The 23351-nt window shown below is 46.8% G+C and carries 20 protein-coding genes and 4 tRNA genes; 12 read left to right on the plus strand and 12 right to left on the minus strand.

All coding sequences use genetic code 11. The features are described from left to right. Positions 1 to 83: 83 nt before the first annotated feature. Positions 84 to 1208 (minus strand): M14 family metallopeptidase, encoded by a 1125-nt coding sequence (locus ACXAD4_RS23930; RefSeq protein ID WP_475244542.1) that lies wholly within the window; start codon positions 1206 to 1208, stop codon positions 84 to 86. A 174-nt stretch (positions 1209 to 1382) separates the two neighbouring features. Here ACXAD4_RS23930 and ACXAD4_RS23935 point away from each other — a divergent pair, with 174 nt between their 5' ends. The 3 genes from ACXAD4_RS23935 to ACXAD4_RS23945 all read left to right on the plus strand — a co-directional run bounded on the left by ACXAD4_RS23935 (position 1383) and on the right by ACXAD4_RS23945 (position 2251). Next, positions 1383 to 1826, plus strand: coding sequence for an NUDIX domain-containing protein (locus tag ACXAD4_RS23935; RefSeq protein WP_475244543.1), 444 nt, complete (start codon positions 1383 to 1385; stop codon positions 1824 to 1826). Between the two features lie 130 nt (positions 1827 to 1956). Further along, positions 1957 to 2047 (plus strand) — tRNA-Ser (locus ACXAD4_RS23940). A gap of 127 nt (positions 2048 to 2174) precedes the next feature. Continuing rightward, positions 2175 to 2251, plus strand: a tRNA-Asp gene (locus tag ACXAD4_RS23945). Between the two features lie 193 nt (positions 2252 to 2444). Here the strand turns inward: ACXAD4_RS23945 and ACXAD4_RS23950 are convergent. Beyond that, positions 2445 to 3617 carry an iron-containing alcohol dehydrogenase gene (locus ACXAD4_RS23950; RefSeq protein WP_475244544.1) on the minus strand — a complete coding sequence of 391 codons (1173 nt, stop codon included), beginning with the start codon at positions 3615 to 3617 and terminating at the stop codon, positions 2445 to 2447. Between the two features lie 110 nt (positions 3618 to 3727). Next, positions 3728 to 4087, minus strand: coding sequence for a hypothetical protein (locus ACXAD4_RS23955; protein WP_475244545.1), 360 nt, complete (start codon positions 4085 to 4087; stop codon positions 3728 to 3730). A gap of 117 nt (positions 4088 to 4204) precedes the next feature. On the opposite strand from ACXAD4_RS23955, the gene ACXAD4_RS23960 reads away from it, so the two are divergent. The 6 genes from ACXAD4_RS23960 to ACXAD4_RS23985 all read left to right on the plus strand — a co-directional run bounded on the left by ACXAD4_RS23960 (position 4205) and on the right by ACXAD4_RS23985 (position 9292). After that, complete coding sequence (locus ACXAD4_RS23960; RefSeq protein WP_475244546.1) at positions 4205 to 4780, plus strand: dioxygenase family protein; 576 nt, start codon at positions 4205 to 4207, stop codon at positions 4778 to 4780. A 103-nt stretch (positions 4781 to 4883) separates the two neighbouring features. Further along, a tRNA-Ser gene (locus tag ACXAD4_RS23965) sits at positions 4884 to 4974 on the plus strand. Between the two features lie 42 nt (positions 4975 to 5016). After that, positions 5017 to 5093: transfer RNA gene (locus ACXAD4_RS23970), tRNA-Asp, on the plus strand. 749 nt (positions 5094 to 5842) lie between these two features. Beyond that, positions 5843 to 7273 (plus strand): CHASE2 domain-containing protein, encoded by a 1431-nt coding sequence (locus ACXAD4_RS23975; protein WP_475244547.1) that lies wholly within the window; start codon positions 5843 to 5845, stop codon positions 7271 to 7273. A 10-nt stretch (positions 7274 to 7283) separates the two neighbouring features. Continuing rightward, the gene (locus ACXAD4_RS23980; RefSeq protein WP_475244548.1) at positions 7284 to 7667 is read left to right on the plus strand and encodes a hypothetical protein; all 384 of its coding nucleotides are present in this window, start codon (positions 7284 to 7286) and stop codon (positions 7665 to 7667) included. Positions 7668 to 7669: 2 nt separating this feature from the next. Continuing rightward, on the plus strand, positions 7670 to 9292 hold the full coding sequence (locus tag ACXAD4_RS23985) for a M48 family metalloprotease (protein WP_475244549.1): 1623 nt from the start codon (positions 7670 to 7672) through the stop codon (positions 9290 to 9292). A 103-nt stretch (positions 9293 to 9395) separates the two neighbouring features. Here ACXAD4_RS23985 and ACXAD4_RS23990 read toward each other — a convergent pair whose 3' ends face one another. Then, positions 9396 to 10283 carry an ArgP/LysG family DNA-binding transcriptional regulator gene (locus ACXAD4_RS23990; protein ID WP_475244550.1) on the minus strand — a complete coding sequence of 296 codons (888 nt, stop codon included), beginning with the start codon at positions 10281 to 10283 and terminating at the stop codon, positions 9396 to 9398. Positions 10284 to 10402: 119 nt separating this feature from the next. Here ACXAD4_RS23990 and ACXAD4_RS23995 point away from each other — a divergent pair, with 119 nt between their 5' ends. Beyond that, positions 10403 to 11365 (plus strand): agmatinase, encoded by a 963-nt coding sequence (locus tag ACXAD4_RS23995; RefSeq protein ID WP_475244551.1) that lies wholly within the window; start codon positions 10403 to 10405, stop codon positions 11363 to 11365. A 91-nt stretch (positions 11366 to 11456) separates the two neighbouring features. On the opposite strand, the gene pobA is transcribed toward ACXAD4_RS23995, so the two are convergent. Next, positions 11457 to 12668: a 4-hydroxybenzoate 3-monooxygenase gene (gene pobA / locus ACXAD4_RS24000; protein ID WP_475244552.1), complete on the minus strand. Its 1212-nt coding sequence runs from the start codon at positions 12666 to 12668 to the stop codon at positions 11457 to 11459. Between the two features lie 137 nt (positions 12669 to 12805). On the opposite strand from pobA, the gene ACXAD4_RS24005 reads away from it, so the two are divergent. Beyond that, complete coding sequence (locus ACXAD4_RS24005; protein WP_475244553.1) at positions 12806 to 13705, plus strand: helix-turn-helix domain-containing protein; 900 nt, start codon at positions 12806 to 12808, stop codon at positions 13703 to 13705. 9 nt (positions 13706 to 13714) lie between these two features. Here ACXAD4_RS24005 and ACXAD4_RS24010 read toward each other — a convergent pair whose 3' ends face one another. From ACXAD4_RS24010 to ACXAD4_RS24025, 4 genes are all read right to left on the minus strand, one after another. Then, positions 13715 to 14632 carry an MBL fold metallo-hydrolase gene (locus tag ACXAD4_RS24010; RefSeq protein WP_475244554.1) on the minus strand — a complete coding sequence of 306 codons (918 nt, stop codon included), beginning with the start codon at positions 14630 to 14632 and terminating at the stop codon, positions 13715 to 13717. A gap of 106 nt (positions 14633 to 14738) precedes the next feature. Further along, positions 14739 to 16025: a TRAP transporter large permease gene (locus ACXAD4_RS24015; protein ID WP_475244555.1), complete on the minus strand. Its 1287-nt coding sequence runs from the start codon at positions 16023 to 16025 to the stop codon at positions 14739 to 14741. After that, the gene (locus tag ACXAD4_RS24020) at positions 16025 to 16621 is read right to left on the minus strand and encodes a TRAP transporter small permease (protein ID WP_475244556.1); all 597 of its coding nucleotides are present in this window, start codon (positions 16619 to 16621) and stop codon (positions 16025 to 16027) included. The genes ACXAD4_RS24015 and ACXAD4_RS24020 overlap by 1 nt, the downstream gene beginning before the upstream one ends. A 43-nt stretch (positions 16622 to 16664) precedes the next feature. Beyond that, positions 16665 to 17687, minus strand: a complete 1023-nt coding sequence (locus ACXAD4_RS24025) for a TRAP transporter substrate-binding protein (RefSeq protein ID WP_475244557.1) — start codon at positions 17685 to 17687, stop codon at positions 16665 to 16667. A gap of 552 nt (positions 17688 to 18239) precedes the next feature. Here ACXAD4_RS24025 and ACXAD4_RS24030 point away from each other — a divergent pair. After that, positions 18240 to 19517: a YeeE/YedE family protein gene (locus ACXAD4_RS24030; RefSeq protein WP_475244558.1), complete on the plus strand. Its 1278-nt coding sequence runs from the start codon at positions 18240 to 18242 to the stop codon at positions 19515 to 19517. A 641-nt stretch (positions 19518 to 20158) separates the two neighbouring features. Here ACXAD4_RS24030 and ACXAD4_RS24035 read toward each other — a convergent pair. The 3 genes from ACXAD4_RS24035 to ACXAD4_RS24045 all read right to left on the minus strand — a co-directional run bounded on the left by ACXAD4_RS24035 (position 20159) and on the right by ACXAD4_RS24045 (position 23337). After that, positions 20159 to 21361 (minus strand): Gfo/Idh/MocA family protein, encoded by a 1203-nt coding sequence (locus tag ACXAD4_RS24035; protein ID WP_475244559.1) that lies wholly within the window; start codon positions 21359 to 21361, stop codon positions 20159 to 20161. Positions 21362 to 21374: 13 nt separating this feature from the next. Beyond that, positions 21375 to 22052, minus strand: a complete 678-nt coding sequence (locus ACXAD4_RS24040) for a hypothetical protein (protein WP_475244560.1) — start codon at positions 22050 to 22052, stop codon at positions 21375 to 21377. Positions 22053 to 22146: 94 nt separating this feature from the next. Next, the gene (locus tag ACXAD4_RS24045; RefSeq protein ID WP_475244561.1) at positions 22147 to 23337 is read right to left on the minus strand and encodes a Gfo/Idh/MocA family protein; all 1191 of its coding nucleotides are present in this window, start codon (positions 23335 to 23337) and stop codon (positions 22147 to 22149) included. Positions 23338 to 23351: the final 14 nt, after the last annotated feature.

Raw genomic sequence — 23351 nt, forward strand, 5'->3', positions numbered from 1 at the left:
AGCACTGACTTACAGCTATAAAAAATGCCGAGTCATGAGACTCGGCATTTTTGTATCTAAAGCTTTTGTGTTTAAAGAAGGCGTTAGATCTGATCGACCACAGCCCACACGGCTGCAAGCACATCCTGGCCGAAGGCGACGCTGCGCTCCGGCGACCAGCCGTAGAACTCATCAGGGTGGCTGATGTGATCTTTAAATGGCATCTCGATAGTGTAAGACAGGCACTTGAACTGCTCGGCAACCCAGTTGGAGCCAATGGCCAGGTTAGCTTTGCCAGGCTCGTCTTTGTCGTAACCGTGGGCTACCTGGAATTCTGGGGTAATGGTCAATAAAGCAGCCTTGAACGCATTTTCTAATGCGGCATGGCGCTCATTGTAAGATGGGATCCCTTCGCTGCCTGCTACGAAGTTATACGGGATCGCTTCGTCACCGTGGATGTCGAGGAACATATCGACGCCAGTCGCCAGCATTCGCTCGCGGACAAGGAAAACCTCTGGACTCTTATCCATTGATGGGGTTTGCCATTCGCGGTTTAGGTTGACACCAATGGCATTGGTTCGCAGGTGGCCACGGATACTGCCGTCCGGATTCATGTTTGGCACGATATGGAATACCGCTTTGTCTAGCAGGGCTTTGGCAACCGTGTCGGTATCATCAAGCAGGCGCTGCAATAGGCCTTCGATAAACCACTCGGCCATGGTTTCACCCGGGTGCTGGCGGCCAATGATCCAGATGTTTTTCTTCTCATCTGACGGTTCGCCAATGGTCAGCAAGCTCATGTCGTTGCCATCAAGGGTCGCACCAAGGGTTTCCAGTTTGCAGCTGAACTGGCTTTGTGCCTGGTGCAGTAAGTCTTGGTGGCGGTCGTAGCTGTATGGTGCGAAGTAGGCGAAATACATCGAGCCGTACTCTGGGATCATCTTGAAGCTTAGGGTATCGCCATCAAACTCAGCAGGAATACGGAACCACTCTTCTCGGTCGTATGAGGCGACAACGTCATAGTCTTGCCAGCCTTCCGGGTAGGCAGACTTAGCCAGGTTTAAGATTGAGAACTGGTGTTGCTTCTGGGGCTCGCTTTCGAGGCGGAAATGGAACCATTGCGAGATATCTGACTGGTTATCGGCAGGGATGGTCAGCTGGATGTTGTCTGGTGAATCGGCACTGACGATATGGATGTTACCACTTTCGAAATTGCTGAAAATTTTCATTGTTATCAATCTTATGTTTGTTGAGGTAAAAAGAGGTTAGCTGTAAATATAGCTGGTTTGAAGTATTTATCTGTTACAGAGCATTGATAACTCAAAGAGCCGGTAAAGTAAAAAGCTTCGGGCCCGTAGAGCACTGCGGTAACATGGCATAAAAACGACAAACAGGAAGATAAAGTGGCTTTTCATTATGTTGCTCGCGGGGTGATCCGCGATGGAGACCGTATCCTTTTGGTCAGGGCGATTGGCGATAGTATGACTTTCTTGCCCGGTGGGCATATAGAGTTTGGCGAATCGGCGCCGGTAGCATTGGCCCGTGAATTGTTCGAGGAAGCGTCAATAAATGCCAACGTCGGTGAATTTATTGGTGCGGCTGAAAACGAATGGTTCCTTGAGGGGCAGCCACAGACTGAAATCAACTTGCTGTTTGAGGTTGAAACGGGTCTATCGCATAGAGACCCTGTTGTTTCCAATGAAGCTCATCTCGAGTTTTTCTGGGTACCTTGCAAGGAAATTGAGCAGTGGAACCTTTTTCCTGAGTCTCTTCGTGCTCTGGTTAAGCAAGAGCAGAGACCTAAACAGGCATTTTGGGGTTCGGGAATCCCACTCAAGTCAGTATGATCACACACTTTTTTATGTGATTTTGTTGATTAAACGGATAGATTGGCTCTTTGTTGTCTAATGTGTGAGCAAACGAACATTTTGGGGGTTTACACATTACGGCAAGCTTTATATTATACGCCGCACTTACGGAGAGATGGCTGAGTGGTTGAAAGCACCGGTCTTGAAAACCGGCATACGTTTGTAGCGTATCTAGGGTTCAAATCCCTATCTCTCCGCCACATTTCAATAGTCAGTAGTCATACTGGTTATTTGACCTTTTGGGTAAGCAGGGTTCAAATCCTCCATACCAAGAGCGTCTCCACCACATTCTAAAAGTTTGACCAAGGTTGAGCTTTATAAAGAATTGGAGCGGTAGTTCAGTTGGTTAGAATACCGGCCTGTCACGCCGGGGGTCGCGGGTTCGAGTCCCGTCCGCTCCGCCAACGACATTAGCCCGATGCGAAAGCGTCGGGCTTTTTCGTATTTACCACTCCCGAAAGTGCTGCGCACTTTTGTCTGCGGAACTAGGCGTCCCCACCGTGATGCCGGACCATCGAGTCCACTTGGATGCAAGCCCAGCCCTCCGCCACTACACTGAAGCCTCGTCAGAAATGCTGGGGCGTTGTTGTTTTCTCGTTATTCCTTAGCAACAAACTTCGTCAATAGCGCTTCGCCTTGCTGTTGGCTGAGGTACCCCGGTACTGGGTAAGTACCGTGGGCTTCAGCCAGTGCACGCTGGGTTATAAGCGGGATCTCTTCGGCTTTCAGCTCTGGGAAAGAGGTTGGGATCTCCAACGCCTTGTTAAGTTCTGTCACTGCGACGATGAAGTCTTCTGCGGTGTTTAGGCCAATGGCTTCGGCGAGGAGCTGTAGCCGGTTTTCGCAGTAGGGTTTTAGCAGTTTGAGTACTTCTGGAAGCAGGACGGCATTTGCCAGACCATGGGGAATGTTGTACATGCCGCCTAGCTGGTGGGCAAAGGCATGGACATAGCCAACGTATGCTCGGGTGAAAGCACATCCTGCCTCGTAGGAGGCAATCGCCATTTGCTCTCTTGCCTCTAGGTTATGGCCATCCTCAAAAGCGGTAGTTAAATATTTGAAGATCTTCTCGGTTGCTTGGATCGCGTATTTAACAGTTAGCGGGGTATGGTAGGTGCCAATATATGACTCAACAGCGTGGGTCAGCGCATCCATACCGGTTGCGGCAGTAATGGGTTTAGGGAGTCCGACCATCAGCGTCGGATCTATCAGGGCGACATCTGGCAGAATTGCCGGATCGACAATGGCAAACTTCTCACGTGCACTTGGATCCGAGACGACCGCCGCAACGGTCGCTTCCGAGCCTGTGCCAGCTGTGGTTGGAATAGCCATGAACGGTGGTAACTTCTTTCTGATTTTGAGCTTTCCTGCCAATCTTCGTACAGGCTTGTCCCTCACGATTTTTGCACCTATCGCTTTAGCACAATCAATCGGTGAGCCCCCGCCAATGGCAATAATGGCGTTGCATTGTTGCTCTTTGTACACATCCGCACCCACTGCGACATTGGCAATGGTCGGGTTGGGTTTTACCTCATCGTAGATGACATATTCAATGCCCTGGTCTTTCAGGGCGTTACATAAAGCCGTTGTGAGACCGAGTGAGTGAATCATGGCATCGGTAACAATGAGCACTTTCTGAGCGCCTTTTGCGGCCATAAGCTCACCGGCTTTGGCGACGCTATTGGTACCCATTTCGAGTTCGGGGAAAGGAATCGTGATGAGTTTGTTGAGCTGTTTATTGATTCCAACCACGGTTTTGTAGAGCAACATAGTAAACATCCTTTTAAACACGTGTTTGAATTATAGTCATAACTCGTGATGCGTTTATGGGATGAGCTTCATGGTTGAACAAAAATATGCTGCTAAGTGCTTATTAGGTTTTAGGTATTGGCAAGGATCTCAACCAAAGGGAACGGTTGCGAGGTTAACTTGTTGTTTCGGTATAAAAAACTATTTGTTGTTTGGCTACCGTTACTGAACAGCTTGGTAATTTGGTAAGGCGTACCTTTGGCGAGGTGCCAGAGAAAATGCTCAGCGGCCTTATCAAATGTCCTAACGCGTTCAATTTTGTCGACAGTCCCTAAAGGCGAATGGAAGGTGAACTCAGTTAAGGTAACGCTGCCATCACATTCAAGGCGTTGTTTGTCGACATGCTCGAAGCCGAAATCATTGGCTGAAGGGGCCACGCCTCCTGGCAGCATCTGTGCGGGTAGGATTAAAGTTGCTTGTGAAAGGGTCATTTCAACTCCTGCTTTTTTATTATCGTGGCACAGGCTGCAGGTTAATGCACTGCGATCTTATGAGCAAATTATCTATGTGCTGCCACACTGTAAGAAAGCCAGCAAAGGAGATAAGGGATGAATAGGCGGCATTTTCTAGCACTGTGGTCGGTATTGTTTGTGAAACCATTGTGGGCAAAAACGCCTGCTGTTGCGACCCCTTCGCAGGCTGAAGGGCCCTTTTATCCTGTTACACCTATTCCACTGAGAGCCAATTTAGTTTTGCAGGAGGAAGGTTTGGCTGGGGAGCCGATCGATTTACTTGGTCGGGTGATAGACACAGATGGCCAAGCGCTATCTGGAGTAAAAGTGGAAATTTGGCAATGCGATGGCAATGGCGTTTATGATCACCCACAGCAACCTAATAATGAGGCTTTTGATCGCCACTTTGCCGGTTTTGGTGCTGTAGAAACCGACAGTAATGGCCAATACCGTTTTCGTACTCTCTATCCTGTGCCGTATACCGGCCGTCCACCCCATATTCATGTCAAACTTTGGCGTGGTAATAAAGAACTCTTAACGACACAGCTCTACCTCAAAGGGCAAACGGGTAACGAATGGTGGGGTGGGCGAGAACGCCAGCATCTCCAGTTTGATCCTGTTGGAAGTGGGAAAGATAAGGTCGGAAATTTCGATTTTATTCTCTCTGTGTGAGTGCTTAATTCTCAAATATTGAATTATCGGCTGTATTGTGAGCAGTCAGTCGTTCTGGGTGTTTACAAGTCCCTGAGTGCCCGATATTATACGCCGCACTTACGGAGAGATGGCTGAGTGGTTGAAAGCACCGGTCTTGAAAACCGGCATACGTTTGTAGCGTATCTAGGGTTCAAATCCCTATCTCTCCGCCACATTCTAGATACTGGGTAATTAGCCGAGTGTCATACAGAATTGGAGCGGTAGTTCAGTTGGTTAGAATACCGGCCTGTCACGCCGGGGGTCGCGGGTTCGAGTCCCGTCCGCTCCGCCACTACATGAAGGCTCAGTCGAAAGACTGGGCCTTTTTTGTACCTGTTGATTCTGGCGTCAGTCCTGCGGACTGATGAGTCCCGGTCGAGTGCGACCCCAGCCCCAGCCCTCCGCCAATACACTGAAGGCTCAGTCGTTTTTTGTATGCTTCGAAATTGGCGTTCGTCCTTCGGTCGAATGAGTTCCGCTGGAGCGCCAGCCCGGCCGTTCCGTCAACGACATTAGCCTGATGCGAAAGCGTCAGGCTTTTTCATATAACGTTTGTGAAAGTGCAACCTGAACATTTAGTCTGTTTGAAACATTGATGCATCAAAGTTGTGAGAAAAAGCGGGGGATTTTATGTTATGAAACAAAAGCGCTCTGATGAAATATTTGGCTGCTCTGATTGTTCTTATAGTCTGACTTTTAAAAGAACTAAGAACTTAGCGGAAAGTTCTTATAATGTGAATTGGTTATATTGAGTGTATGCATGCTCTAAAGTCAATTTATTGACGTTTTGGGGTGTCTATTTTATTTGTATTCATTAAAAATAAAATGGGCATTTATATTTTAATATCAATAAATTAAAAGACATCAGGCGATATTTTTGGATTGATATCACAAAAATGTGATACGTGTGGCATATGAGGTGTGATTCAGCTGCTAACATTTAATTACATTTGGATGAAATCAGTCCAAGCTTATAAATATATAAATCAGCTTTTTTAATACTAATAAATATTTATTCATGGAAGAATAAACAACGTTTTTATGGCTTTTAATCAGACAGTTTTATTTCGTGCTGTTATAACAACAGCAATGATTTTATTTGCATTTGTTGTTGACCCTCTTGGCGTTAGAAATGCGGCAGAAAAGCATTATGAGGACCATATTCTACGGCTATGGTCCCCCTTTTATGTGGATGATGTTTCACAGGACGTCACAGTCATACTGATAGACGATACTTTTCTGCGCCAGACAGAAAAGTATCCTGTGACTTATCGAAATCTGTCTAACTTACTGAGGGTTATTAGTGCCCATAAACCACAGGCAGTTTTTTTTGATATTCTTCAGCACTATGAACATTCTCCTCGCTTAGATCGTTGGTTAAAAACATTGGGGTCTCAAGAGGTTCCCGTATTTATGAGTAGCGACACGGACTATGACACAGAATCTATATTGAATGATGAAACATCCCTTCGCTACAAAATATCTAAAGTCAGTCAACTAACTGCGGTTTCTTGGAGTGGTTACCAGCATTACTATCCGTTATATGTTGATTGGAACGGAAATAAATCTGAAACGGCAGCCATGTCACTGTACCAAGTATGGTGTGAAGAAGAAAAAGGTCGATGCAGTTCACCCGAAGAGCAAAAAAATAGCTTTAGCGATCCAATGATGGTTCAGTGGACGAATAAATTTGATGGTAAGCAAAATAACTATTTCCCTTTAAGTCATGAATGCGGGCAAGTGTCCAACAGTCAGTTTTCACAGTTTTGGGAACTGCTTAAGTTAAGCCTTACTCAAGGTGTTCAGAGTGATAAAACATTGGATGAAGGTCTTAGGCAAAGGTGCCCACCATTTCTCTCTGTTTCAGCCTCTAAGTTATTGGAATCTGGTGCTCTTAAGTCAGAGTCGTTAAGGAAAGCAATAGAAAATAGACTGGTACTTGTTGGGTATTTTCTTCCTGGAGGTACCGATATTGTTCGTTCTCCAGTTCATGGCAGTTTACCTGGTGTGTACTACCATGCAATGGCACTGGACAATTTAATCAATCTGGATGCGGATTATTGGCATGTTCCTGAAAAGATTGGCCTCTTTAATCTAAGTCTTGCTGATATTGTAGAAATTCTTGTCCAAGTTGGAGTGCTGTTTCTTGTTATCTGGTATCGCTATACGCATCTGGAGAATGAACTCGCCGACGGTGAGACGCTCAATTCCAGAACCCAGATATATTCCGGTATTAAACCCACAGTGTGTATCGTTGCGCTGATAGTCACTTCGGTTTTGGTATGCCATTTTATTTTGAAAGTTGGTGCACCTAACTGGTATGGGTTATTAATGATCCTATTTTTGGATCTGCCTATATTTCTTTTCTACTTTCTTGAAGCTGTTAAGAAGTTTGCAACTAACAAAGCAAACCGTGTCAGAGAGAAAGTTACCTGTTATATCCATTCAATCAAAACACTGAACAATAGATAAAGGAGTAGCTATGTTTCGCCATAACAAAAGGTGGTTAGGGTTAGGTCTTGTCACAGTTTTAACGGCTTTTCCAACTGTTGCGGAGGACAAGGTATTGATTTTGGATTTCCTGATGGATTCTGTTGAAATCTGTGATGGTAATTTGGACTGTAGTGATGTTGATAAAAAAAGCCTTCCGAACCCATCAGACGAGATGGTTATCGTTTCAAGCTACGATAAAAAAGAAGGAATGGTTATGTTTAAACACCTTGGTAATGAAAAATGGGTTCACATTACTGAGGTTGAACTAAGTCAAAAAGCTGTAGCATCCGTTGTTTGTACTAATCAAAAAACAATTTCTAGAAAGTCTGATAAGCAAGTGTTCTCTACATATGGACTGGGAGAAGGGTGTTAATTATGCGTCAATTTATTGCACTGTTGGTTATGTCTGGAATGCTATCTGGTTGTGCTGTTGATAGTTTAAAAACCCTGACAGGAAGTACTTATGAGGGAGTGGAAGGGAAGTATATTCACTCTCTCACACCGGAAACCAATCAACCGGTAGTGAATGAAGAAGCTACGGTGCGCAATACTGAAGAAACAGAAAAAGAAAAGGTCTTCTATCGTGCAGCCGCTGATAAAAACCTCATAGCCAACCCTTATGCTGAAAAGTACTTGAATGAGATTCTGGCAAACATCCTTGCTGAATGGGAGCAACCGGTCGACAAAGATATTAAAGTCGTTATTTCAGCGGATAGAAACTATTCCGCTTTAGCAACGACAGATACGATTGTAATTACCCAGGGAGTTTTGGGAGACGCAGAATCTGAGGATGAATTAGCGTTTATTATCGCTCATGAGTTGTCCCATATTCTGTTAGAGCATAACAATACTAACGAGTACTTCGCTAAGCAAAGTGCTTTGGTGAGCAAGGCTGCAAATGTTGCTATGGTCTCTGCAGTTGTTGGGGATTTAGAGACGCATAAAACAGCCGATGGCCTTAAGTTAGCTTCCAAAAACTCGGCAAGTGCCCAAAAATTAGTATCAGACTCGTATCGGATGGGAATGACAATCAACCGCCTGAGTCGAGATGTGCTGAGTTCTTCTATGAGCCGACAAGATGAAGATGAGGCCGATCTACTTGGTGTCGACTTAATGGTCAAAGCGGGTTACAGCGCTAGGGCATATTATGATGTGATGGATCGGCTTGAAAGCAGCCAGGTGTTCAATAAAGAGCAGTTAGCGGCCAAAAAGCAGGATTTCCAAAGCTTTGTCAGTATGGCTAGTAAGGCAAATAAAAACATAAGTGGATCAAACTTGGAGACGTTAGGCTATTTGGCCGCAAATGAAGCAGCAACACGTCTTTTGCAAGATTTTGCTGAGCGACATAACTCACCCAGTGAAAGAAAGCAGGATCTTAATCACTATGTAAAACGTGAGTATCGTAAAGAGCGTAGACGTGACTTTTCTACGGAAAGGCTGAATAAAACACTTCGTTCAGGTAAGGCAGAGCAGATACAGAAGAATTACTGGGCAGCTTCTGAAGCAATGAGAGCTGTTGAATTTGGTGATTTAGAGAAGGCTGAAAAACTGGCTCGCCAAGCGGTTTCTGGTCCAACAAGCTCTCATGCCTATCCACGACTGGCGTATTACACCGTTCGAAAATTACAAAACAAGCCTGACAAAGCGGCGCAGAATCTGGCATTAATTAAGAATTGGGATTACGCCTCTATTCAGACATTCGCGTTAGCTTCGCAAGCTTTCCGGGCGCAAAATCAGCATAAAAAAGCCGAACAGGTATTGGATAAAGCGAAAGCTGCAATAGGTTCCGATCAGCCATTCTTACCAGAATATATTGCCTTGTATCGTAGCATGGGGGAGCAGTCTAAGTTAGACGAGCACCTCAAACGCTGTGATAATGTGAGTGAAAATAATATTGTCGCCCAATGTTATCAAGCTGCAGGTGTAGATATTCCATCAGACACTAAGAAAGCTGGTAAAGGCTTCTTTGATTCGATTACCAGCATGGTTGAGATTTAATGGCTGCTAGTTGAGCAGTTAAACTCTCAGATTCAATTATCATTAGCCTCCAATACAGCATTGGAGGCTTTTGTTTCTTGTGAGTAAAGAGATGATATGACCATTAAGGTTGTACTAATTTTCTTTGAGCTAGTGAAAGGACTGTCCGTTCTAATTGGGCTACGATTTCTGACTCTTGCTCCCAGGTGTTCCAATAAAGCTCTACAAAGATGGAATCAGGGGAAAGAGTTATTAAATCAGAGGATGTTAGCTGCTCTTCTATCAGGAGCTTAGGAAGCATAGTCCAGGCATTTCCGCGAGCGACGGCATCGAGAAGCGCATGAGAGCTAGGAAGGTAGTGGGTTCTTTGCTGTTTACGTTCTACACCATGAATCGATAAATACTTATCCACCAAGTCATCATCTCGGTCGAAAATGGCGATGGGAGCTGAAGCGAGTTGTTCCTTGCCAATGCCGTTTTTGAAATAGTGATCACAATATAACGGAGAGCATACCGGAAGATATTCCAATTTGCCGAGGTATCGGGTTTTGCATCCACCTATGTGATTGGCTTTCGAGGTGATAGCAGCGATGACTTCACCACTTTTGAGTAATGCTTGGGTTGAGACTGTATTTGATGTTCGGATATCAAAAGACAGGTTTGGTGTTTCGCTAAACTGGTCTAAAACATCCATAAACCAGCAGCTTAAGCTATCATGATTGACTGCAATCGCAAGGGATAGGGAATTGTTATCCGAACCATGGTTCAGGGCATGGTTCATCTCATTTTGCAGTAAGAGCATACGGCGAGCGTAGCTCAGAATTTGCTTGCCTACCTCAGTTGCTTGTGGCGGTGTGCTGCGGACTAAGACCGAGTGTCCTATCCGGTTTTCCAGCGATTTAATCCGCTGAGATACGGCGCCGGGCGATATATGTAAATGGCGAGCGGCGTTATCGAAGCTTTGACCATCCACGATAGCGATTAAGGTTTCCATCTCCTTGTGATCGAGCATTTTTACCACCTAGTACCTTTAGTTTTACTAAAGATATATAAGAATATTTAGTTTTATGCAACTTGTCGGGAGGATTACTATCAAGTCGAAAACACATGAACTGATAGGGATCTTTCACCATGACCAAGCCACTCACACAAGTACCATCGAAGTCACCACAGACCTTCCTCGACTTTCCTTTTGTCAACGATTTTGAAAACTTCTCTTCAGATATTACGATTCTAGGGGTGCCTTATGGCATGCCATACAGCGTTGACGGGATGGCCAATGATCAGAGCTTGGCGCCTGATCATATTCGTAACTGGTCAACGCTCACGGAAGTTGAGATGACCTTGGGGAATTACGACTTCGATTTGGGGGGAACCTTGTTAGATGGTAAAGATATCAAGATTGTTGATTGCGGTAATGTTACTTCTAGCTTTAACCCCGGTGAGCACTATGAGAAAGCAGAACAAGTTGCCCGTACTATTTTTGCCGCTGACTCAGTGCTTATTACGCTAGGGGGCGATCATGGTGTGCCTATTCCTATTTTAAAGGCACTAGATGTATTGGATGAAGAAATTACCTTGATCCACATAGATGCCCACTTGGACTGGCGTGATGAAATCAACGGGGAGAAAAACGGCTATTCCAGTGTTATCCGTCGTGCTTCCGAGCTTCCTCACATTAAAGGCATCCACCAGATTGGTATGCGGGGAATAGGCAGTGCCAAGAATCAGGAAGTGAATGATGCCATCGCACACGGATGCTCGATTACCACCGCATATCAGCTCCATGATTTAGGCATGGAAGAAGTCTTAAAAACGATTCCTGACGGCGGCACGTATTATTTAACGATTGATGCCGATGGTATCGATCCTACCATTATGCCAGCTGTACTGGCTCAAACTCCCGGCGGATTAAATTGGGTTCAACTTCACAAGCTGATACATGGATTGGTGAAAAAAGGACGGGTCGTGGGTATGGATTTGGTCGAGATCACCCCGTCTTGCGATGTTGGCAATATATCCATGATCCATGCTGAGCGATTACTGTGTAATTTTATTGGTGCAACGATTAGAGCGGGATACTTTGACAAGTAGTCTCTGGTTTAGGCAAAAGAAGTTAGCTTGAAAATGTGAATGAAAAGGGCCCTCAGGATGTGTGAAGAGGGCCCCTTTATTTAACACAGAGCTACTTCAGCGATTCATAAGGCAACCCGACATACTGCTCGGCAATAGCGACTTTTCCGGCTGGGTTGTTGAGGTAGTAATCGAGCTCGGAAGTCATCAGGCGATTGAAAATATCAGCGCCGGTATGATCGACATCTAACTGGTCGAAATCGTGCAGCATGTTGGTCATCCACCAGGAAAAACGCTCGCCATGCCAAACGCGGCGCAAACAGATATCAGAGTATTGCTCGATGCATTCCATATCATCGTTTTTATATACCCGGGTCATGATTTGATACAGGGTAGCGACATCTGATGCCGCGAGATTAAGCCCTTTAGCACCTGTTGGTGGCACGATATGGGCGGCATCACCGACAAGGAACAGTCGGCCATACTGCATCGGCTCGCAGACGAAAGAGCGCAAAGGTGCGATGCTCTTTTCAATACTCGGGCCGGTTTGTAACCGCTTGGCTGCATCCTCGGGGAGGCGCTCTTTGAGCTCATCCCAAAACCGCTCGTCACTCCACTCTTCGATCTTGTCTGTCAATGGCACTTGGAGATAATAGCGGGAGCGGGTCGCAGAACGTTGGCTGGCGAGTGCAAAGCCACGCGGGTGCTTGCAGTAGATCAGTTCGTCATCCACTGGCGGGGTATCGCTCAGTAGTCCTAGCCAACCAAACGGATACACGCGCTCATATTCATGGCGGATAGAGTCAGGGATAGTTGGGCGGGAAACGCCGTGGAAGCCATCACAGCCAGCGATAAAATCGCACTTCACTTGGTATTGTTTGCCGTTGTATTCAAATTTGACCGAAGGGGTGGATGAGTCGGCATCGGCAATTTCCGACACGGGGGCATTGTAATAGCTGGTGAGCCCTGCCTCATGACGGGCGTCCATCAAATCACGGGTGATTTCCGTTTGGCCGTAACACGTGACCACTTTTCCCTGGGTTAGCTCACGAAGATCAATGCGGGTGCCCTTGCCATCGACACTGATCTGGAAGCCATCATGGCTATGCCCTTCTACATCCATGCGATCATGGCAGCCTGCTTCTCGGATCAAATCGACAAAACCTTGTTCGAGGATCCCAGCCCGGATCCGGGATAGCACATGGTCAGCGCTTGACCGTTCAATAACAATGTTATCAATTCCTTGTTTTGCCAGTAGTTGGCCTAGCAGCAAACCTGATGGGCCAGAGCCAATAATGGCAACTTGTGTAGTGATGACTTCCATTTGTAGTACTCCTACTGTCGTTTTTTCGTTGTGTTCTTGTTGTGTTTGTAGTTTGTTAAAAATATGTGATTTCGGCCATTCACATTGTCTGCAGATTCTTGTACTTTTTCGTCATGGTGGATAAGGAAATAAAGTAAATGATCGAGCAGGTAGCCATCCCACGCTTCTTTCTCTATGGCGAGGAAAGTGATAGTGACGATTCTGAATTTATCCATATTGAAACGATCGCGGCGAGAAGTGCTGAGCGTGGCTGGAAAATTAAACCACATCGCCATGGCAAGTTATTCCAGTTATTGCTTATTAGCGGCGGGGCGGCAGAAATTGTATTAGATAATAAACAGTTAACCGTTACTGGAGAGAGTGCGGTGATTATTCCTGCTGGGGTTGTTCATGGCTTTGTATTCTTGCCGCAGACTCAAGGGTATGTATTGAGTATCGCCGAACCGCTTATCCACCAATCCGCGGCTTCGAAGGTCAGCGGCTATTTCAATGCGGTGCTTGATGCTCCGCGGATCATTACCTTTTCAGGCCAAACTGACTTCAATGCCCAGATACAAACATATTGCAATTTATTGTCACTAGAGTCCGATACCCGCTATGCCGGAAAACGTCATGCAGTCGAGTGGCTGGCAAAAATGATTTTGCTATCGATATATCGGGAAATCGAGTATAGCGAGGCAGAGCATGTGGCGTCGCAAAAGCTACATTCCAGCTATTATCAATTCCAGCAATTGATTGAAAAGCACTATCGCCAACAGTGGGGTGTGGCTCAGTATGCCGGACAATTACAGGTATCTGTTTCGACGTTGAATCGACTGTGCCAAAAGGCAAAAGGAGTGGGAGCGAAGCAGATCATCTCGGAGCGGTTGTTTGTCGAAGCAAAGCGCAGTTTGCTGTATACCCAGATCAACGTTGATCAAGTGGCCTATAACCTAGGCTTTGAAGATCCTGCTTACTTTTCGCGGTTCTTCAAGAAAAAATCAGGGTTAAGCCCGAAGGCATTCCGCGAGCTTAACCCGTTCGAGACAGAGTTCTAACGGCTAGATTTAAAAAATATCGAGGTCATTACCAATGACGACCTTGCCGCTATAGCCAGCCTGTACTTCGTCCAATACTGACTCGACCGGAGCGCTGTAATGGAGGATATGGCTTAAAACAAGCAGCTTAGGTTGGGCTTCGTTGGCAATTTGGGCGAGCTCGCCGGTTTTGGTGTGGCTGGTGGAGTGATACTTCTGCCAAAAGGCCGATAGCTTCGATAGGCCCTGCTCGCTGATCACTTCATGCACCAGAACATCGGCTCCTTTGGCTATGGTTTTCATTTCTTCCGAAAAAGCTGTATCACCACTGATCACCACGACTTTATCCGGTGTTGTTACCTTGTAGCCAAAGGCTGGGCGAATATCGCCATGGGGAACGCGGAAAGCTTCAATGGTGACACCGTCTTGCTGGTAAACAATATTGCCTTCAGTGTATTCGGTCACATTCACTTGATAGAGGGTAGGGTTCTTGACGGGTTGTTTGCCACTGGTGCGCAAACCGATATCAACCGACAGCATGTCGTAGTAGCCAGTGACAAATTTTTCGGTGCCGATAGGCCCGTAGATCGATAATTTTTCATCCCGGCGCCACCAGTAAGTCGCTGCTAACTCAGATACATCCAGGATATGATCGCTATGTAGGTGGGTCAGGAATACATGTTGGATATTGGTCGGATAAAGTGCGGTGATGCCTTTTTGCTCGGCGGCTTCAATGGCTTTTTGTACCATCCCGCCGCCAGCATCAAAGACAAACGCTTTATTGTTGTAGACGACTGCCGTCGATGGTCCTGAGCGGGAGGCATCAGGCACCGGCGTTCCCGTACCCAGCAGTATGACGTCGGTTTGGGCTTTGGCGGTAAATGAAAAGAATAGTGCAAATACAACAGCAATTGCGCGCACAACGCTACGCGAGATAAGATCTCTCATTGCTTTCTCCATGGTGACTATGTGTAGGGGAAGGTTATGCCCCGCAGTGGCAATAACTACGGGGCACTATTTATGGGTGCAGTTATTGGATTACTATGACTTGGGTTTACAACAATCCCAGTGCCAGAGATGGGAAGCCGATGATAAGTAGCAATCGGGTGACATCGGATAACACAAATGGGATCACGCCTTTGTACATGTCTTTGATTGATACACCGGGAGCCAGCGACTTGATGACGAAGACATTCATCCCAACAGGGGGAGTGATAAGCCCGAGCTCAACGGTAATGACTGCGACAATACCGAACCAGATTGGATCAAAGCCAGCGGCTTCGATAAGCGGGTAGACCACAGGTACGGTAAGCAGCAGCATAGCGATACTGTCCATCACGCAGCCCAGCAATACAAACAGCAGGAGAACGGCAAACAACACCATGTACGGCGACAGTTGCAGGCTATCGACAAAATCTACCAGCGAGTAGGAAATACGCGAGACCGACAGGAAATAACCAAAGATCTCAGCCCCGATAATCATGAAAAAGATCATGGCAGATATGGCGAGCGTTTCTTCGACGGATTCGAGAAATTGCTGCCAGCTCATCCCTCGGAATATGGCCATTACCAGGGTGCCGGCGGCACCAATCGCCGCAGCTTCAGTCGGGGTGAACAGACCAAAGTAGATCCCGCAGATGATGAAAGCGAAGATCCCGGTGAAGGGTACCAAGCCTTTCAAGCCTTTAATCTTTTCTAACAGTGATGTTTCTTGTCCCGGAGTGGCAAGATCGGGATAGAGCCAAACTGTAATCGCAATGGTGGCGCAGTAGAGGAACAAGCCCAATAAACCCGGGATAACCCCTGCGATAAACATATCGCCTACTGATTGCTCGGTGATCAGGGCATAGAGCAGCAAGGCGATAGAAGGCGGGATCATGATACCCAGCGTACCGCCGGCGGCAAGGGTACCCGTTGCCAGTGACATCGAGTAGCCGTTCTTTTCCATCTCAGGCAGCGCGACACGGGACATACTGGCCGCCGTTGCTAGCGAGGAACCGGAAATCGCCGAGAAGACCCCGCACGAGGTGACGGCTGCGAGTGCCATTCCCCCGCGCCAGCGCCCAAATAGGGTTCTGGCACCATTGAACAGCTCCTGGGACATTTGTGCTTTTGAGGCAAATACCCCCATCAAAATAAACATCGGGATCGGGCTATAGCTGTAGTTCGACAGCGTTTCGAAAGGGCCGCTATCGAGGATCGCCACAGCTGAAGGGAAAGCGACGATAGAGCCAAAGCCGACAAACCCAGTGACTGCCATAGAGAGGGCAATTGGGGCGCGAAAAGCAATCATCACCAGCATCAAAGCGATGCAAATCAAGCCAATAGTTGAAGATTCCATTACGCTAGCTCTCCTTTTTGGGTTTGATGTGTCGCTTCAGAGCTCGAAGGTGTTTCTGCTGAGGAGGTTTCCGTATCCTCGCACGATGCTATATCGCTGCCTTGATGGCTGACCAGTTCAATAGCAATAATCAGTGATCTCAGGGCAAGCAGGCTGGTAGCAATGAGCACAACGGTATACACATAGTGCAATGGAATATGGAGATCTTGGGTGGTTTCCCCTGTCATTCTCACCGATTCAATGGCTTGGTAGAATCGTACTGACATACCTGCACCGAGAAGTGAAAAGCCTAGGGTATAGAAGGCCTCAAGATATATTTTGAGGCGGTGATTCATCTTTTCGGTAAACAAGTCAACAATGACCTGAGATTTGCCGACAGAATGAGGAAGGGTAAATAATATGGCAAACAATAGGCCGTATTTAATCAGCTCCACCCCGCCGACAAACGTAAAATCAACACTGCCGCCTGAGTAGTTGAATATGGCTCGCGTTAGCACATCACTGAGAGTGATGAACATCATTGAGACCAATATCGCGCCACTGGCCAGATGTAGCAGATAGGCACAGCGATTAATCAGGTTGATGATCCCTTTCATGATCGTATTTCCTTATATTTGAGGCCTTTCTAGAATCCGCGAGTTAGCTACAAGTGGTAGACAGTTCCATTGCCCGGTTATAGACATTACGCGCGGGTAGCCCTTTGGCCTCGAGCTGGGAAAGGTAGTTCTCCGTCACTTGCTCAAAGATCGGTTGCCATGTCTTTTGGTTGCTTGAGGCGTCAACACGGTAGATGTTGTGGTTGTCGGCTTTGGCATCGGCAAGGCCTTCTTGGTCAAGGCGATCGAATACGCTGGCAGCGATGTTCGACCATTTCTCTCCAGAGTGCTTATCAATGACAGCTTTGAGCTCGGGATCCAGCTTGTTGTAAACGCTGGTATTCATGGTGACAAGGAAAGCCAACGAGTAGAGGCCACCCACTTCAGTGTGGTTGTCCGCCAGTTCATTGAGTTTGAAGCCTTTAGCGCCTTCCCACGGTAAAGCGACACCATCAATCACGCCACGCTGCATAGACTGGTAGGACTCAGGTGCTGGCATGCCGACAGGCAATGCGCCAAGCTCTTCCAGCAAGCTACCAACAACGGCGGTTGGGCGGCGAATTCGCAAGCCGTCTAGATCACTTGGCTCTTCGATATTCTTGCCTTTGACATGAAGCAGGCCTGGACCATGGGTAAACAGGAACAGCGGTTTGGAGTCTTTGTATTCGTTACCGAACGCGCCTTCCTCATATAGGTTTTGGATCACGCAGGAGCCTTGTGAAGCATTTTGCACAACCCCAGGGAGTTCAACGATCTGTGTGAGCGGAAAGCGGTTAGCCGAATAGCCTTGAACCGTAGCGGTAACATCCAAAATTCGATGTTTCACCGCATCATATTGGGCTGGTGGTTTGGCTAGCATTGAAGCGGGATAAAGCTCCACTTTAATACGGCCATTGGAGTCGGCTTCGATTTCATTGGCCCACTCTTGGTAAATTTCTTTGTGGATGTCCGACACCGCAGGCCAAAAGTGGCCAAAGCGTAGGGTGACATCAGCAGCAAAAGCGTTAGAGCTCAATAGAAGAGAGGTGAGGGCAGCGGTAGTTGTTGCTTTGAATATCTTTTTCATTTTCAAACGTCCATTTGTTTAGCAAAAGATGTCGTGCAGTTTTATTGTTAACTTTTCAACATTCACGCCCCAAGACAGCTAGGGAAAGGCGGCGAATGAGGACCACTAGTTAATGTGTTAATTATTTGTAAAATACGATTTGAATTTAGCATTACGCTGATAATGTCGTTAATTAGAAAAAGACAGTAGCTATTCAATTATTGAATAGCAAAGGGACTATTTGACGGTATTTAGGGGCTAAATGCTGGGTGATGTAAAGCAGGGAAAAATCTTATTTTAATGTTACTGGTGATGTTTTTTGTCGATGATTCTATCTTTTGCCGTTTATTTCTAACGAAAATGGCGGATTTTCATTAGATCTTACTTCGAGGCTAAATAACATTTAGCACGTATGCAGTTGTGTATTCTTTTGATATTAACCTTTAGTCTAACGTGGTTGCGATTTTTCACTTATGTCTTGTGGGAATGATTCATAAATTAATATGTTAACTATTAGTTAGAAGCTGCCGCTAGTATGTCGTTCTGCATTTTTCATACGATCAGGGCGACGAAATGGGTGGCGTTAAACAATTATATGTAGGCATGGCGTTAGCCGTGTCGATCCTTTTGGCTGGTGCATTAGCACTGGATCAAGCTGTCTTTTTGCGGCTTCTGCTGGGTTTAGGACTTGGTATTGCCCTGACCAAAGGGGCGATTGGGTTTGCAGGCAGTATTAACCGAGCTTACCGCCGGGGATCAACCCAGTTGATGCAAGCATTGATGCTATTGTTTGTGGTTACCGCCATTATCAATGCTGGGCTTCTATATGGCGCTGAGCCGGGAAGTTATAACCTGTGGGTGAACCCGATTAATGCCGGTTTGGTCATTGGTGGCCTGATGTTCGGCTTTGGTATGACGCTCTCCAGCTGCTGTGCTTCTGGGGTAATGGTCGAGATGGTCAGTGATGTGCCAAGGGCGTTGACCACCTTGGTGGCTTTTGGTTTTGGTGTGTTTATCGGCTTCCCGATCCAATCGTCGTCGCCTTTAGTGACGGAAACACTGTTCTCGACGGCCAGTTACCAAGGTCAGGGGGTGTTCCTGCCTGACTTGTTTGCATGGGGGCCTCTGAACGGCTATTTGATGTCAGTGTTGGCGACTATTGGTTTTGCAGTTGTTACCGTTTGGCTTGCCAAGAAGTACCAGCACAAGCGCCAGCAAGAAGGGACTTATCTAGGTGTCGAAGCGGAGCAGAAAAGGGCTCCCCAAAATTTAGGCTCGGCAGAAGTTAAGCGTTTTTCATGGCTTAGCAGCCTGTGGAGCATGAATTTTGCTATATTGGTTATCGCGTTGATCTTCGGCGTGATGATGGCGACCACTTCCGCAGGCTGGGGGGCATCATCGCCGTTTGGCTTCTGGTTCGGCAAGGCGCTGCTTGCTATCGGAATTGATATTGAAGCGATCACTTCATTTACTGGGCGCCCGGCACAAGCCTTTACCACGCCGTTTTTTGAACATGGCGTATCGGTACAGAACTTGGGTATTTTGTTGGGCACTTTGGTCGCCGTATTGTGGATAGGCAAATTCAGCTCTCCATTTGCAGCCCGCTACTCGTTGAAGCAGTACATGCTGTTTGCCCTTGGTGGCGTGTTAATGGGGTTGGGAACCCGTTTTGCTAACGGCTGTAATGTTGGAGCGCTTTATACACCGATTGCCAATTTTTCGCTATCGGGCTGGATTTTCTTTGCGACCATTATCGCGGGCGGGGTATTTGGCAACCAGTTTGCAAGAAAGATGAAGCTGATCCCTGCGGCGCCGAAACGTCAGTTGAAGCCAGCGAATGCCATCGCTTAATTTTAATGACCATCTTATCATAATAAAAACAAGCGGGCTGTAGAGGCCCGCTCCAAAAGTATTTGGATAAAAGAGCGCATTAGCACAACTAAAAAGGAATATAGACACCCTAAAAAGAAAAACACTTTCTTTGAGTTCGATCGAATATTACATGCAGTTTATCGTTGTAACAATTAGGCTTTGCCTATTGCTATAATCGGTAAGTCCTTTCATACCTAGCTGGTAAATGTGAAGATGAATTAAATTGCAATAAATTCAGTTGTTTATGTTTTGTGGGAAGGCTATGGTTTCTACTTGAATGTTTGCGGGACGCTAAACACTCTGCTTCAGATATTTGAAAGAGCATAATTTAATCAGTAGTATCCCTAGTAATTAAACTAACTCAATACATTAATAATGAAACCAGTAGAGTCAGCAAAGCTAGATATTCTTATAGACGAAGTAGAACACATCAAGAAAGAAAACAGAAAGTTGAAAATGCTTATTTCAACCGTTTTGGTTTTAGCTGTTATTGCAATCGTGAAAATACACATCTTTCGATGACTGGCAAAGCATACCTATAGTACGTATTGGATGAAATAAAAGAAGGCATGAGCATCTACTCGTGCCTTTTTCATAGAGATTCGACGGTGCAAGATCGGTTAAAGCGTCAGCTCACAATTAACCCAGCAACCACCTTGGTGATGCGACTCTACCGTGGCATCAGAGAATTTCACCCCTGCTGCGCCGGCTTCAACTCGAGGGAAAAGCAGCCAATCTGCTGGTGCCTCAGTGCCATCTTTGCGTGCAGCCACTGCCAGCGCAAATTCGGTATAGAGATTGGCCCAAGCTTCAATGACACCTTCGGTAAAACCGCGCGCCAAACGCGTGGTTCGCTCGACGGAAGGGAATAGTTCACCCCCTTGACCGCGAGAAAGTACCCGGTCAGCTTCACCGTGGATACTGAATTTGAGCTGTTCCGGATGTTCCATATCCCACTCAATGCCACCCTTGTCACCATATACTCGCAGGCGAAGGCCACCACGGTTACCCGGTGCCAGTCGGGTTGCCATCAAGGTTCCCGGAATAGTGTGATTAAATTTGGTCATCATCATCACCGTATCTTCCAGTGCTTTAGGGGCACCGCAAACATGCATCTGGGCCAGAATATCAGTCATAGGCAAACCGGTAACAAATGTCGCCAGGTTTTGGGCGTGGGTACCGATATCACCGGTACAACTAGTTGAGCCTGACTTTTTCGGATCAAGCCGCCATTTAACATGTTCAGCTTCATTGATACTTTCGTTCATCATCCAGTCCTGCATGAATTCGACATGGATCTGATTGATGTTGCCGATATCACCACGGGAAATCATGGCTTTGGCCTGACGTACCATAGGGAAAGAGGTATTAACGAAAGAGACACCGAATACCAGCCCTGTCTCTTTGGCAAGATGGATTAAATCAATGGCTTCATCCAGTTCATTGGTCAGTGGCTTGTCACACAGCACATCGATACCGTGCTCCAAGAAGGTTTTTGCTGCTTCATAATGGAGATGGTTGGGTGTCGTTATCATTACGGCGTCGACGCCATCTTCTCGGGCAGCTTCGGCTTTGGCCATTTCCTTGAAAGAGGTGTAACAGCGGTCTTCGGGTAAATACCATTGTGCCCCCTTGGCTTTTGCTTTGGCGGGATCAGAGGATAGCGCACCGGCTGTTACTTCCCAATAATTGCTCAATCTGGCGGCGGCTGATTGGGTAACAGAGATCCGCCCTCCACCTACAATTCCCAAACGGAGGCGGCGAGATAATCGCGGATAAGGGCCAGCAAAAGTTAAATCGCTTGGAAGTAATTTTTCTTTCATCTCGGTGAGTTCCTTAGTGGGCTGCAAGTGATTCGCTTTGAGGCTCGGTTTGCTCAGAAGGAGACATCTCCATTTCGATAGCCATGAATACCCCCTGGGTAATGGTTTCATACTGATGCCACGGGTAACGGCCATTTTCATCGTACATAGGCTTGTGGCTGGCTCCTGGAGCAAGTGTGTCTTCTAAGTACAAGGTATTGATATCCTTTTCGAAACACTGCTGCATCTTGCCGAAACCGACAATTTGGGTGTGGATTTCCTTAAGGTTATTGAAGCCGACATGGGTTTGATGCAATCCCACCTGAAGTGGTACTCGACCTGCAAAGTACATGCTGAATTTGATGTTGCCGAGGGTATCTTTCGGTGACATCCAGAATGGCACTCCTTTCAGACGCTCTTCCCCCCGCGCATCATAAGCCAATGCCCATGTCTGCTTGATCTCTTCAAAGAGTTTGGCTTCGTTCGGGTAGGCATCGAATTGTTCAATCAGCACAATGCGGTCGATATTATTCAACTCAATGTTGTTGACAATTTTTGACTCGTAAAAGGCGATACTTTGGGTGTTGGCTTTGATCGGGGTATCAGACAGGTTAAGTAGGATACTGTTTTTGCTCACCGTATACTGGGATTCATTGTCGATTAAGGTCGCTTTGAAAAAAGGGGCGCAGAATTTTAATGTTTGAATGCTCATTTAAGCAGCTCCGTGTAATTGCCCAACAAGGTTGCTTGTCATTTGTTGGGCAAGGTCCTAGAAATAGTGTTAAACCAATCAGTGAGTGAGGTCGTTAAAGTACGGCGTTTGTTTCTTGCTGAGCAGGGTGGACTCCGACTTCACTGTCTGGGAAATTAGCAGGCAGCGCAGCAGGGATATCACACTCGGTGGTTAACTGCTGGTAAGCACCGGTTTTCGCCGAGAGCATAATGCCCTCCATGACCTCGCAGACGTGCAGTGCCATTTCTCCGCTCGCACGGACTGGCCGCTGGTTGTTTACCGCATACGCGAGGTCGACCAGACCTAGGCCACGGGAGTCATCCGAGAAGTTGTGCTGATTTTTCGCCACGCTCCAATTGTCCAACCCTTGCTGGCGAGGGCGATAATTCCAACGTGCGTTGTCACGGGTGCGATATAGCACGTCTCCGCCGAAAATGTTGGTTCCGTCGGTTGGATCGGGATCGGCAATACACAGGGTGCCTTTGGTACCGTAGATCTCCAGCCGAGGTAACTCTGAATCCCAAATGTCAAAACTGGTGAGCATCATGGCAGAAACACCGCTCTTGAACTCCAACAAGCTGGAGATGTGGGTGTCGACTTCAACATCGATATGTTCACCGGCACGAGGCTGGGATTCGATCAAGCGCTGTTCGAATGACTTTTTCGCCATGCCAGCACATTGTTTGATGGGGCCGAGCAGCGAAATCAGAGATGTTAGGTAGTAAGGACCAAGATCAAACAGCGGACCGCCGCCCGGCTTGTAGTAGAAATCAGGGTTCGGGTGATGTCGCTCTACACCATGGGTACCGACAAACGCAGTGGCACCAATGGGCTCACCGATAATACCTTCATCCAGCAATTTGCGGCAGGTTTGGATCCGGCTACCAAGGAAAGTATCTGGCGCGTTACCCACCAAGACATTGTTCTGTTTGGCAAGGGCTAGGATCGCTTTGCCTTGTTCTAAATCGGTAACAAATGGCTTCTCGGAGTAGACATGTTTGCCGGCTTTGACCGCAGCTAGGGAAATATCACCATGCACGGCAGGGATCGTCAGGTTAAGAACGGCATCAATATCGGGATCATTGATAACGTCATCAGGCGTACAGTATTTGGCAATATTATATTTTTCTGCTTTGGCTTTCGATTCGTTAATATCTAAGCTGGCACAAGCAACTATTTCAACAATATCAAATTTCTGGCAGGTTCTAAGGTAGATATCACTGATAACACCGCAGCCTATAAGCCCTATTCGTAGTGGTTCCATTTTTTTACTCTTGG

Source organism: Photobacterium sp. AWH4_225 (assembly GCF_056158405.1).